Source organism: Algoriphagus persicinus, assembly GCF_035156415.1.
Lineage (GTDB): Bacteria > Bacteroidota > Bacteroidia > Cytophagales > Cyclobacteriaceae > Algoriphagus > Algoriphagus persicinus.
The window spans coordinates 40,871-53,112 of sequence record NZ_JAYEEY010000031.1 but is presented as its reverse complement, the minus strand read 5'-3'; the positions used below and the strand labels follow the sequence as shown (position 1 = coordinate 53,112).

Annotated in this window: 12 protein-coding genes and 1 pseudogene; 6 read left to right on the top strand and 7 right to left on the bottom strand. The window is 39.5% G+C overall.

Going from position 1 to position 12,242, the window contains the following annotated elements; genetic code table 11:
- Positions 1-1,328 (top strand): ice-binding family protein (locus tag U3A58_RS19045; RefSeq protein WP_323825988.1); only part of this gene is annotated, 1,328 nt, incomplete at its 5' end.
- Between the two features lie 9 nt (positions 1,329-1,337).
- A complete protein-coding gene (locus U3A58_RS19040; RefSeq protein WP_323825987.1) occupies positions 1,338-3,365 on the top strand; it encodes an OmpA family protein in 2,028 nt (675 codons plus the stop codon).
- A 254-nt stretch (positions 3,366-3,619) separates the two neighbouring features.
- On the opposite strand, the gene U3A58_RS19035 is transcribed toward U3A58_RS19040, so the two are convergent.
- The 7 genes and pseudogenes from U3A58_RS19035 to U3A58_RS19010 all read right to left on the bottom strand — a co-directional run bounded on the left by U3A58_RS19035 (position 3,620) and on the right by U3A58_RS19010 (position 8,920).
- The gene (locus U3A58_RS19035) at positions 3,620-4,159 is read right to left on the bottom strand and encodes a helix-turn-helix domain-containing protein (RefSeq protein WP_323825986.1); all 540 of its coding nucleotides are present in this window, start codon (positions 4,157-4,159) and stop codon (positions 3,620-3,622) included.
- Between the two features lie 521 nt (positions 4,160-4,680).
- On the bottom strand, positions 4,681-5,088 hold the full coding sequence (locus U3A58_RS19030) for a YciE/YciF ferroxidase family protein (protein ID WP_323825985.1): 408 nt from the start codon (positions 5,086-5,088) through the stop codon (positions 4,681-4,683).
- A 737-nt stretch (positions 5,089-5,825) separates the two neighbouring features.
- Positions 5,826-6,038 (bottom strand): annotated as a pseudogene (locus U3A58_RS21880) (6-bladed beta-propeller); the annotation flags it as partial.
- A 273-nt stretch (positions 6,039-6,311) separates the two neighbouring features.
- Complete coding sequence (locus U3A58_RS19025) at positions 6,312-6,605, bottom strand: hypothetical protein (protein ID WP_323825984.1); 294 nt, start codon at positions 6,603-6,605, stop codon at positions 6,312-6,314.
- 110 nt (positions 6,606-6,715) lie between these two features.
- On the bottom strand, positions 6,716-7,729 hold the full coding sequence (locus tag U3A58_RS19020; protein ID WP_323825983.1) for a glycosyltransferase family 2 protein: 1,014 nt from the start codon (positions 7,727-7,729) through the stop codon (positions 6,716-6,718).
- Positions 7,722-8,333: a hypothetical protein gene (locus tag U3A58_RS19015; protein ID WP_323825982.1), complete on the bottom strand. Its 612-nt coding sequence runs from the start codon at positions 8,331-8,333 to the stop codon at positions 7,722-7,724. Before U3A58_RS19015 ends, U3A58_RS19020 begins: the two co-directional genes overlap by 8 nt.
- A 56-nt stretch (positions 8,334-8,389) precedes the next feature.
- Entirely contained in the window at positions 8,390-8,920 is a 531-nt protein-coding gene (locus U3A58_RS19010; protein WP_323825981.1) for a hypothetical protein, read from the bottom strand.
- Between the two features lie 356 nt (positions 8,921-9,276).
- On the opposite strand from U3A58_RS19010, the gene U3A58_RS19005 reads away from it, so the two are divergent.
- From U3A58_RS19005 to hisA, 4 genes are all read left to right on the top strand, one after another.
- A complete protein-coding gene (locus U3A58_RS19005; protein WP_323825980.1) occupies positions 9,277-9,459 on the top strand; it encodes a hypothetical protein in 183 nt (60 codons plus the stop codon).
- Positions 9,460-9,797: 338 nt separating this feature from the next.
- On the top strand, positions 9,798-10,595 hold the full coding sequence (locus U3A58_RS19000) for a phenylalanine 4-monooxygenase (protein WP_323825979.1): 798 nt from the start codon (positions 9,798-9,800) through the stop codon (positions 10,593-10,595).
- 110 nt (positions 10,596-10,705) lie between these two features.
- Complete coding sequence (gene hisH, locus U3A58_RS18995) at positions 10,706-11,302, top strand: imidazole glycerol phosphate synthase subunit HisH (RefSeq protein WP_323825978.1); 597 nt, start codon at positions 10,706-10,708, stop codon at positions 11,300-11,302.
- Between the two features lie 54 nt (positions 11,303-11,356).
- Entirely contained in the window at positions 11,357-12,073 is a 717-nt protein-coding gene (hisA, locus tag U3A58_RS18990; RefSeq protein WP_323825977.1) for a 1-(5-phosphoribosyl)-5-[(5-phosphoribosylamino)methylideneamino]imidazole-4-carboxamide isomerase, read from the top strand.
- Positions 12,074-12,242: the final 169 nt, after the last annotated feature.

Here is a 12,242-nt window from a genome sequence, read left to right as displayed (position 1 = left end):
GGACATTTACTACAGCTGCTGCTAATGCGCCAGTTGCTCCGACTGTAACTTCTACAGATCCTGTAAACAACGCGACAAACGTGGCATTGAACAAGACTGTCAAAGCCGTTTTCAGTGAAGCAATGGATCCTGCTACACTAACAGGAGCAACATTCACACTGAAACAAGGTAATACGACAGTTGCAGGTACGGTAACTTCTACAGGGACAACGGCCTCATTTGTACCAAACACTCTACTGTTGCCTGGCCTTGTCTATACCGCTACTATTACTACTGGTGCTAAGAATTCATCAGGTACAGCATTGGAAAACAATTATGTTTGGACATTTACCACACCTGCAGCTGTTGCTCCAAAAGTGTTATCTACTGACCCGCAAAACAACGCGACAAACGTAATACTTGACAAAGTGGTCAAAGCGACTTTCAGTGAGCCAATGAATCCTGGGACGATTTCAGGAACAACATTTACGCTTAAACAAGGAGCAAACTCCATCAATGGATCTGTAACTTATAGTGGAACCACGGCTTCGTTTACTCCAAACAATCCGCTTTCAACTAACACGACCTACACAGCTACGATTACTACTGGTGCGGAGAATCTAGCTGGAACTGGTTTGAACGAGGATTATGTTTGGACTTTCACAACCTTGAATCAGCAGTCTGCCTACTTTGTAGATCTTAAAACTGCCGGAAGATTTGGAATTTTCGCTGCCACTGGCATTAGCAATAATGCGGGATTCAGCGTGATCCGAAATCTGGATGTGGGTATTACCCCAGGAGCACGGTCTTCAGTAACCGGATTCCCTCCTGCAACAATTGTAAACGGAGCAATCTATGCCTCCGATGATGCATCTCCTGCAGGTGTAGCAGCAATGCTGATACAAGCTAAACAACATCTGTTAGAAGCCTATTTGTTTGCTGAAGGAGCTACTTCCCCGGCACCAGCTACTGTAGCAGGTGATCAGGGTGGAAAAACACTTGCACCGGGTATTTACAAAAGCAATACATCGCTTTTGATCCAGGCAGGTGACCTGACATTGGATGCACAGGGTGATCCTAATGCAGTTTGGATTTTCCAGATTGGTTCAAGTTTCACCACAGTGGGAGGAGCAGGTGGAAGTATCATCCTAAGCGGAGGAGCTAAAGCCGAAAATATCTTCTGGCAAGTGGGAAGCTCTGCTACGATTGGAGACAACACTGCCTTCAAAGGAAATGTATTGGCATTAACCTCAATCACCATGAATTCCAATGCTAAAATCGTAGGAAGAATGCTCGTTCTCAATGGAGCAGTAGTGATGACGAATACAAATACCATTGAAAAACCTTAATTCAAACTAATGAACTTAATAACACATAAAACGAAGGGATTGCGCGCTGCGTGGTCCCCTAATATCCCCAAGGTCAAAGCTCTGATTGTTGGCGCTCTGATATTTGGTGCAGGAACGCAATTCACGGTTCAAGCACAAGAAGATCAGTACACTAGGCCATCTTGGAAGTTTGGAGCTGCAGCTGGAGCGAATTTTAATTTCAATCAAGGCCTTACCCAACGATTAAACTCAAGTTTAACCGTTCCTGCGGGTTTTAACCATGGAAATGGGGTAGGCTTGTTTCTTGGTCCCGTGATCGAATATCATAATCCTGAATCAAGGTTTGGAATGATGCTTCAGGCGGGGTATGACAGTAGAAAAAGTACCTTCGACCAGATCACCACTCCTTGCAATTGTCCGGCAGATTTGTCTACCGATTTAAGTTATCTTACTGTTGAGCCAAGCCTTCGTTTTGCTCCATTTAAAAACAACTTCTATCTGTATGCAGGTCCAAGGTTTGCTTTCAACAGAACGAATGCCTTCACTTACCAGTTGGGGATTAACCCGGAATTCCCGGATCAGGCTCCGACTCCTGCGGTAAATGGGGAATTCAGCAATACCAATCAAACACTGGTTTCTATGCAGATAGGAGCAGGACATGATATCCAGCTTTCATCTCAAAACAGAAAAATACAAACGGTGCTTTCTCCATTCATAGCTATCCAGCCCTATTTTGGACAGAATCCACGTTCCTCTGAAACATGGACTTTGACTACACTCCGGGTTGGGGCAGCCTTGAAATTTGGTAAAGGCCGTAAAATTCCGGTGGTAGTTCAAGCTCCGGCTACAATTCCAATTGTGGAACCAGTAGTTGGGTTTGCAGTAAACTCTCCGAAAAACGAACATGGAGTAACAAGCATCATAGAGACTTTTCCAATTCGTAACTATGTTTACTTTGATGTAGATTCACCCGTCATCCCAAACCGTTATGTGACCCTTGAAAAAAATCAGGTGAAAGATTTCAAAGCAGATCAATTGGATGTCTTTGCGCCGAAAGATCTAGCTGGCCGGGCCGACCGACAACTGATGGTTTATTACAATGTATTGAATATACTTGGTGACCGTATGGTTAAACATCCTTCAACAAATATCAAATTGGTTGGCTCTTCAGAAAAAGGAGCTCAGGAAGGAAAAAGCATGTCTGAATCAGTCAAAAATTATTTGACAAATACGTGGGGAATAGGCGCTTCCAGGATTGCTACAGAAGGGTTGTCTAAACCGAGAATACCTTCCAAAAAGGCAGGTGGAACCCGCGAGCTTGATGTTCTCCTTGATGGTGACCGTCGGGTGTCGATTGAAAGCAGTTCTCCTGTATTGTTGATGGAATTTAAAGGTGGTTTGGATGCCGCATTAAAACCGGTTTCTTTGGTAGCACCGGAAGAAAGTTATGTTACTTTCAATGTAGACGGTGCGGCGAATGCCTTCAGCTCTTGGGAATTGGAAGTCAAAGATTCACAAGGAAATGTACAGAATTTCGGACCTTATACTGAAGATAAAATAAGTATTGCCGGTGAATCGATTTTAGGAAGAAAACCAGAAGGAGATTATACAGTAACCATGGTAGGTCAGACTAAAAATGGCCAAACCATAAGAAAAGAGACTCCGGTAAAAATGGTGCTTTGGACGCCCCCAACCAGTTCGGAAGGAAATAGATTCAGTGTTATCTATGAATTCAATAATGCCAAGGCAATTGCATCGTATGAGAAATTCCTTATTGAGGTTGTTGCGCCAAAAATACCTAAAGGAGGTACAGTAACAATTGAAGGTCATACAGATACAATTGGAGAGGAAGCATACAACCTTGGATTATCTCAGGCTCGGGCAAACGATGTCAAAAGTATTCTGGAAAAAAGCTTGTTGAAGTCTGGAAAAACTGACGTGAAATTTGTGGTAAATGGATTTGGTGAAGATGAAAAAGTCTCTCCGTTCAAAAACAAATTTCCTGAGGAGCGTGCTTATAACCGTACCGTTATCATTGATATCACTCCGGGTAAATAGGAATTATTGATCAATCGAATCTTTTATTATAAAGACAGTTCTGAATATTCAGAACTGTCTTTATTTTTTAAATAATTTGGCTAACAAAAGTATTGAATATCTGTTTGAGTGATTAAAAACGTTCCCTATCTAGAATAAGTAGCTTAAACTATTTTTTAGGCAGTTTTGTAATAGGAGAGTTTTTTTTATTTATCTCCTGAAGGTTTGGGGGATTGTGAAAAGTATCTATAGTCAGATCAAAACCTTTCAGGTATTTATTTCCCTTTTTTTAATCGATAAAATAATGTTGGCGTAAGTCCAGTTATTTTTTTAAACTGAGTTGAAAGGTGGGAAGCACTGCTATAGTTCATTCTGTGAGAAATTTCTTTTAGAGATAGTTCGTTATAAAGTAATAATTCCTTGACCTGTTCAATTTTGTGTGTTATAATAAATTGCTGGATAGTAATTCCTTCTACCTCAGAAAAAATGTTTGATAAATAAGTGTAGTCGTAACCTATCTTTTTACAGATGAAATCAGAATGATTTACCTTAGGCAATTCTTCATTGTAGTGAATCATTTTTATGACCACGTTTTTGATTTTATCGATCAAAATACTTTTTTTATTATCAAGTATTTCTAAACCAACAAGTTGCAGGCTTTTCCTAAGTTCATCAATCTGATAACTCGTAATACAGTTTTTGGTCTCCACCAGTCCAAGATCTATAGACAAATATTGAATGCCAATCCTATCCAACTGTTGCTGAACAATCAATTTGCATCGAAGGCTGACCATAAATTTAATATGTATTTTCAAAATACTATTAATTTTTAAATTATAAATGTTGTCCAAAAAGGATTGACAATAATTTTAAAAAAACAGTAGTGGGTATGATGATATTTTAAAAAATGCAGGTAAATTTTTTATTCTTAGGAAAAAACTTGTCCTAATTTGAAGCTGGAATTACAGCAAGTAAAAGGTTGAGAATTGTGTCAGAGTCTTGGCAGACTTACAGTGTAGATTAGTGATATATCTGGGGGACAAGGTTAAGTATAAAACAGCCGGTTTCCTATCTTTCATAATTACTGTATCTTTCCAATTCCAATATCAACTGTTAAGATGACGTTAAATTAACTGTAGATTTCTACCCGTAATGTAAGAAGTAACACGGCAACATTGCTTTGGAATTCAACTTCATGAATATTCACAGAAGTTGGATTGGATGGCAACGGTTATTTTATCCGCTTTTATTCATTTCTTACCCAGAACGTTTAATCTAGTATAAGTAAAGCTATTGACATATAAATAGGGTGAAATAATCCACCCCAGTTTAATCCTTACTCACTGGCAGCTTCTTCGTTAATTTCTGATGTAGCCAATTTTGTGAGATTGGAATCAGTTTCTTTCTCCTTATTTAAGGTTTCGCTCAGAATTGCTGCAGCATCTTTGAAACCCATCTTAGTTGCAAATGCTACCAAGCTTCCATAGGAAGCAATTTCGCAATGCTCCACCTTTTGGCTGGCAATAATAATTCCTGCATCCCTCACCATAGTATCGGCATCAGTGTCTTCGAGAATTGATTCCGCTTCTTTTAGGAGACCTTCCATAGCATCACATTTAATCACCTGAGGTTTCATACCAAGAATTTCAAATACTTCTTCCAGACGGTTCACATGTTCTTTGGTCTCTGCTAAATGCTTGTCAATAGCTGCTGAAAGCTTTGGTGAAGTAGCACCTATACTCATTTTAGGCAATGCTATTACTAAATGCTTTTCTGCCCAATAGATGAGATGTCTTTTACCTCATCAGTGAAAAGCTTTTGAAATTTTGATTCCCTGTTGGAAGATTTTTGTTTGAGTGGCCATATTTACTTTTGCTAGTTGGTTAATTGTTAAATCATAATCCCCAATTTAGAGACCAACATTTATACGCATTCATTTATGCCTCTAAATCAAATGATTAGAGCCATCTATTTCCTTTTGCAGGTTTTGGGGATATTTTTCTGCTAATCAACTTGTTGAGAGAAGTAAGCAAGTTGAGAAGAATAGTCGCTATTGAATAGAGGATTAAGTGAAGAAATTTTAGATAAGTTGGTTCTACTCTTTAGTTAATGAAAAACACGGTTCTTATTAAGCTCAATTACAAATGGGCAACAACCACGAGCGTTTTAAGACTGAATATCAGGATTCTATGAGGGAAATTCAGCTGGTGGCCAGATTTTCATTGCAAAACTTCCATTTAGTTTAAAGGTTTCGTTTGATATATTTTCAAACAATGTCTGTTTATTTTAAGTGATAGATTATGAATACAGGGTTTTGATTATGGGGTGTGTTTAATTTTTTAAGTTTAGGGGTGAATTGGTTTTGATCAAGATTCATAGTCTGAATCTTTTCATAGGCGTAATCCGAATCAATATTTATGATGGCCGTTTTTGAGAAAGGGTCTGCTGGAGGAGGGATTGCTTGGCTAGGGAGTAGAGACTCTAATCCATTTTCAAATTTTGATATTGAAGCATTTTTTTTGTCAATGAACAATAGATTAGTAACCTATCACCAGCCTGATTAACTCTTACACAATTTGGGGTTTTAAACTGGCCAGGATCTTCACCCGTAGCTTTGATTTCAAATAGAAAATCTCCGTTAATATCGAATATCTGGATTTTTTGCTGCTTTATATTGTCCTGAACAATTATTTTCTCCTCGTAGAAGAAATGTTTTTCAGCATCTGCTAGATTTCATTTTCACTTGGATGTATCACATCTATACTTTCTACTATTTCTGATAAGAATATCTGTTTTCCTGATGTAGGTTCAATAATATGTGTTTGTGTATTATAAATGTGTCATTATTCTTCTTGCAGCATGTGAAAAGTAATAATATTGAAATTAAATAGATGCGTTTCATTAGACTTTGTTTTTATGCCTTGGGTATTTCATTCTGTGACCCAAGGCATATCAGTAAATTTATTATTAAGCATATTCCATCGGACAACACCATCCACCTTCTTCACATCTATATATACGTCTATATATAGGAATTCCCATATTATCCATTCCAACAGAGTACCCAATGAAATTTTGATAATGTAGTGCAATCTCAGTCCCAGGACAAGCCTCATATATTGAAGAACTAGATTGTGCCAAAGCTGCATTATCCATATTGATGAAAGGATCTGTAAGACTCAACTTCACATTCAGTAATAGCGCCATAAAGAAGATCCCCACAGCGGCTGTTTTTACTAATTTATTGAATTTAGTATTCATGTTTCTAAGAATTTAATTTAAGAATTTATTTTTTATTGATGTGAATTTTTCGTTTTCACTTACGCTTTCTTTCTCTTGTCTGCGACAGCAGAAGGAAAATCAAAATACTGTCAAGTCATAGCCTGCCTCCTTCCTTGCCTATCGGCAGATAAGTCTTTTGGATTCATAAAATGGATCCCTTCCCTCTGTGTATCAGAAGGAAGAGTGATGTTTGTTTTTGAAATAAGGTAAGTAGGCCTATGTTTAAGTTCCATGTACATTTTGCCTATGTATTCTCCTATTACTCCCAGTACCATTAGCTGTATTCCGGATAGGAACACAATACTGGCCACTAGAGATGCCCATCCCGGGACTGTCATACCGAGAAACACCATGGTAATCGCATAGATACCATATCCGAAAGCCAGACATGCAAAAAACAACCCTACTGCCAGTGCAAACCGTAAGGGTTTTACGCTGAATGAGGTGATCCCATTGCTTGCCAGGTTGATCATTTTCCAGATCCCGTACTTGGTTTTCCCAAACCTTCTTTTTTCCTCCCGGTAGTAGGTAACAGCCTGTTTGTATCCTATCCATGAAAATATCCCCCTTAGGTACAGGTTTTGGGTTTGGACACCCCGGATAATATCGGCTATTTTTCTGTCAAACAGCCGGAAATCCGCACCGTTCGGCAAGACCTCATGATCCGCGAGCCAAGACAAAAGCCTGTAATAGCCCGTAGACGTCAGTCTTTTGAAGAGGGAAGACTGTCCTTCATTTCTGCAGACTGCCGTAACGATGTCATTGCCTCTTTGCCAAAGCGCTATCATTTCCGGGATGGCTTCCGGTGGTTTTTGCAAATCGGCGTCCATAGTGACAATACAATCACCAGTTGCATGGTCTATCCCGGCTTTGAGGGCAGCCTGATGTCCAAAATTCCTAGAGAAGCTGATATAGCTGACAGATGAATTACGGGAATAGGCCAGTTCTATCTCCAGTTGCGTTCCGTCCTTACTACCATCGTTGACCAATAAAACTTCATAGCTATATTCTTTTAGCGTTGATTCTATACGCACAAGAAGGGGAGCTATATTCTCAGCCTCATTGTAGCAGGGAACCACGATGGATACTAAAAAATCATTCATTTTCGATGAGGTTAAAGAGTTCGGGTTCCTGTGCTTTTTGCTTTTTCTCTATGATTTCATTCACGCTGGCTTTAGCTGTCTCACTATCTTTCCAGTCAGCTGTCCTTACATAGGTATGGATCCCCAAAAAAATGAGCCATACAGAACCTGCCACTATTAATATATATCTGTTCTTGAGGGAAAGCCACTGATCGACTTGCCAAATCACTATCAATGCTATTCCTATTATGCTAAGATACATATAGTGATCTGCGGTGATTACAGTACGGGGTAAGGGTATGATATGTAATACTAACAGGAGGTTGATGAAGAAAAACAAAAAACCAACTACTACAATCTTGTTTCCTTTGCGAAAATTGTCCCAGATGAAATAGCCTATAATTCCAACTAGGATGATGTAGCCATAAAAATACAGGGGAAGGGACTCACCGGGAGAAATAGGGAACGGATGGAAGAAATACAACTTGACGGGAGCCAGAAATCGGAAGATGTATTCGGTGATACTATACAGGCCAAACACCAGTCTCTGATAAAAAGGATAACCGTCCTGATTTATCGTTCCGAGATTGTTTATCAATGAAAAATACCAGAAGCTAAACGCCATCAAACAAAACGGGATTTTTTCAATGATAACCCGGGAGGAAAGGAATTGGCTCCTCTTTATTTTATTCCTGTAAATCGGCCCCAGGCAAAATCAATAAGCAACAAATTCAGTGGAAGAATGATTGCCTGTTCCTTGGAGGCAAATCCAAAAACATAAGCTGAGGCAGTAATGATTAACCAGATCGGTTTACTGTTCTGAATGTACCTGAAATAAGACCAGATCGCGGACAGGGTAAACAGACCATAGAGGATAATTTTGGAAGCACTGATCCAAGCGACGGATTCTACCTGAAGAGGATGTATAGCAAAAAGCAAAGCTGCTAAAAATGCATAACCATGAGTTCTGGAATTACCAATGGTTGGTAAAAATCTCTTAATAAACCGTAAAGAAATACTAAAGACGAGCCAGGAATTAATTAGGTGGATCAACAGGCATGCAGTATGAAAAGCGGTGGCATTCATCCCAAAAACCAGATTTATCAACAGGTAAAAAAGCGAGTTGACAGGTGAGTATTGGCCTTGCCAAAAATGGGTAAAATGAAACAGTATTACCTCCAAAGATGAATGGTGAACAAGTGGATTTTCCAAGACCTGCCAGGTATCGTCCCAGGCCAGTTGGAAATCGTTGGAAAATGTAGGTAGGAATACAAAAATTGTGATCCCTGATACTATTAAAATGAGTTTATAGGAATTGACCCAAGATGCTGACCAAGTGTCGGGAAGAATAGTTGATCTAGGATGTAAAGTTGTTCATGAGAAAAAATTATTGTCTCCAAAATTAAAAAAAGAAAGTTTTAATAAATCGGACAAAATCGGACAAAATTTATTTTAACTGTATGAAAATGAGGGATTGCCTATAAAATAAGTTTGAAAAATACTGAAATTCCTTTTATTTTAGGTCAATTACTTTATAAGCAATATCCCATTTCAACTATTATTTTTTTATGGTACAAAAAGCCAAAACCAGACAGCAAATCGCAGATGAATATGGTATTTCTTTCAAGACACTTTCCCGCTGGATTAAAAACAGAAAACTTCCAATCGAGAACGGACTGCTAACTCCGATAGAACAAAGAATTATTTATGAAGCTTTGGGCTTACCTCCCATTGCAAATAAGACAGCATGATTTTTTGTCTTTAAGAAATAGAGCGCCTATCTTTAGGCTATGAATCCAACTCCAAGAACCTACGTGCATCATTCTTACCACCATCTTCGATGAAGGGGTAGGATTGCTATGGTTTTTTGGTGAAAAATATAGAGGCCTATTCCTTTCCGGGATAGGCCTTTTTGTTTCTAGTGCTATGCTGCTTTTCCAGAAGCAGTATGATATTCGTCACTGCGAGACGAGGAACGAGACGCGGCAGTCCCTGTATTAAAAGAGGGATTGCGTCGCTCCTTCGTCACTCGCAAGGATGATAAATGAAGAGTAATTAAAAGAACAGAATACACCCAAATACCATGAATATGAACACAAAACAAAAAAACTGGGTCTTTACCGACCCGAGACTCCAAAAACTAAGGCAGGAATATGAATTGTACACGGAGGAGGATTTTAAAGTCTGGAAGATTCTCTTCGAGCGTCAAATGCCGAATCTGCCAAAAGCTGCTTCTAAAGCTTATCTGGAAGGAGTGAAGCTGGTAAAGTTTACAGCTGATAAAATCGCCAACTTTGAAGAGTTGAATCAGATTCTGGCTAAAAGCACAGGCTGGGAAGTGCATGTAGTTCCGGGGCTGATTGACGATGACTTGTTTTTTGGACTATTGAATAACAGGCGGTTTCCATCTTCCACCTGGCTTCGTACTATGGAGCAACTGGATTATTTAGAAGAACCTGATATGTTTCATGATGCTTTTGCACATATGCCGTTGCTGACAAATCAGCCCTATGTGGACTTTCTGGAAAACCTCTCTGGAATTGCTCTAAGGCATATAGACAATCCTTGGGCGATCCAGTTGCTGAGTAGGATCTACTGGTTTACCATCGAGTTTGGACTAATAAAAGAAGAAGAGGAATTAAAAATATACGGTGCAGGCATCCTAAGTTCGGCTGGAGAGACTAAATTCAGCCTTTCAAATGAACCTGCCCATTTCGATTACGATGTGCGTATGATTCTGAATCAGGAATACTGGAAGGATCGCTTTCAGGATAAATACTTTGTGATCGAGAGTTATGAGCAGCTTTATGAGTCGCTTCCGGAAATAGAGGAAGTGCTGGAGGAGATGCTGGGTAGTCGGGAGACCGAAGACCGAAGCGGGAAGTAGTAAATGTAGTCAGTGGTGGAAAGTAAAAATAAAATGACCCAAGATAGGAGACAAGAGACCGAAGAATGTGCCACTTCCGTCTCCTGTCTTCCGTCTTCCGTCTTCGAAGAATGAAAATAGCAATCATTAAATATAATTCCGGCAATGTGCAGTCGGTGCTCTATGCAATGGAGCGATTGGGAGTGGAAGCTGAATTGACTGATGATCCTGAAAAAATCCGAGCTGCTGATAAAGTGATCTTTCCCGGTCAGGGAGAGGCAAGTTCTGCTATGAGATACTTAAAAGAGCGAAGGCTTGATCAATTGATTTCTGAAATCAAGCAGCCTTTTTTAGGTGTTTGCCTCGGATTACAATTGCTTTGTGAGCATTCTGAAGAGAATGATACTGAATGCTTGGGTGTATTTCCAGTCAAAGTGAAGCGATTTGTGCCAGAGAATTCTCAGGAATTCAAAGTGCCTCATGTGGGTTGGAATGAGTTGGAGAACTTGGCAGATAATCCACTCTTGAAAGATCTGTCCGTTGAGCCATTTGTGTATTATGTACATAGTTTCTTTGCTGAGTTGAGCGATCTGACCATTGCCCAGACGCATTACATCCATGATTTTTCCGCCATGCTCCATCGGGATAATTATTATGCCATTCAGGCTCACCCGGAGAAGAGTGGATTGGTGGGTGAAAAGTTATTATCTAATTTCTTGAAACTTTAATTTTCTAAATCTTGTGTCCACTCTTGATTCTTGCGACTTGATACTTTAAAAAAAATGCAAATTATTCCAGCTATCGACCTCATTGGAGGTAAATGTGTCCGACTAAGTCAGGGCGATTACAGCAGTAAAAAAGAATATCATGACGATCCGCTAGAAATGGCCAAGCGTTTTGAAGGAGTGGGTATTCGTCGTCTGCATTTAGTGGATTTGGATGGTGCCAAAGCCAAAAAGATTGTGAATGCGGATGTTTTGCAGCGAATCACTACCGGCACAAATTTGCAGGTTGATTTTGGTGGAGGCATTCAAGCGGATGAAGAAATTGAGAAAGCCTTTACCTTGGGAGCTAAGCAAGTGACAGGAGGAAGTATAGCTGTGAAGAATGCTGCGCTGTTTGAAGCATGGATTACTAAATATGGTTCTGAGAAAATTATCCTTGGAGCAGATGCCAAGAACAAGAAAATCGCTGTGGGAGGCTGGGAAGAGACTACCTCAGTTGATTTGATTCCATTTATCAAAGACTATGTTGCCAAAGGAATTACCTATGTGATCTGCACCGATGTGGCTAAGGATGGTTTGTTGCAAGGGCCTTCTATCGATTTATACAAGGAGATTTTAAAAGAAATCCCTGGTGTTAAATTGATCGCCAGTGGCGGAGTTTCCTCAGTCAAAGATCTTGAGGAATTGGAGAAAATTGGAGTATATGGGACGATTGTAGGAAAAGCGTATTATGAAGGAAGAGTGACGCTGGAGGAACTGGCAGCTTTTGTGTGATTTACTGATAAGAATGGCGATTTACGTTATGGGATTTAAGACATTGACTTGAACCTCAATCTACAATCTTTACACTCTACATTGTTAAATGGTTAAGGTTGAAAAATGAGATGAACACTGGCGGGGAACTCGTAAATCCAAAATCATATATCGTAATTCAAAATGATGA

What these genes read in the sequence shown, in the direction of transcription:
- hisH (WP_323825978.1), top strand. Translation starts at nt 10,706, where the DNA reads ATGAAAATAGCAATCATTAAATATAATTCCGGCAATGTGCAGTCGGTG.
- U3A58_RS19040 (WP_323825987.1), top strand. Translation starts at nt 1,338, where the DNA reads ATGAACTTAATAACACATAAAACGAAGGGATTGCGCGCTGCGTGGTCC.
- U3A58_RS19005 (WP_323825980.1), top strand. Translation starts at nt 9,277, where the DNA reads ATGGTACAAAAAGCCAAAACCAGACAGCAAATCGCAGATGAATATGGT.
- U3A58_RS19015 (WP_323825982.1), bottom strand. Translation starts at nt 8,333, where the DNA reads ATGGCGTTTAGCTTCTGGTATTTTTCATTGATAAACAATCTCGGAACG.
- U3A58_RS19020 (WP_323825983.1), bottom strand. Translation starts at nt 7,729, where the DNA reads ATGAATGATTTTTTAGTATCCATCGTGGTTCCCTGCTACAATGAGGCT.
- U3A58_RS19030 (WP_323825985.1), bottom strand. Translation starts at nt 5,088, where the DNA reads ATGAGTATAGGTGCTACTTCACCAAAGCTTTCAGCAGCTATTGACAAG.
- U3A58_RS19025 (WP_323825984.1), bottom strand. Translation starts at nt 6,605, where the DNA reads ATGAATACTAAATTCAATAAATTAGTAAAAACAGCCGCTGTGGGGATC.
- U3A58_RS19000 (WP_323825979.1), top strand. Translation starts at nt 9,798, where the DNA reads ATGAACACAAAACAAAAAAACTGGGTCTTTACCGACCCGAGACTCCAA.
- hisA (WP_323825977.1), top strand. Translation starts at nt 11,357, where the DNA reads ATGCAAATTATTCCAGCTATCGACCTCATTGGAGGTAAATGTGTCCGA.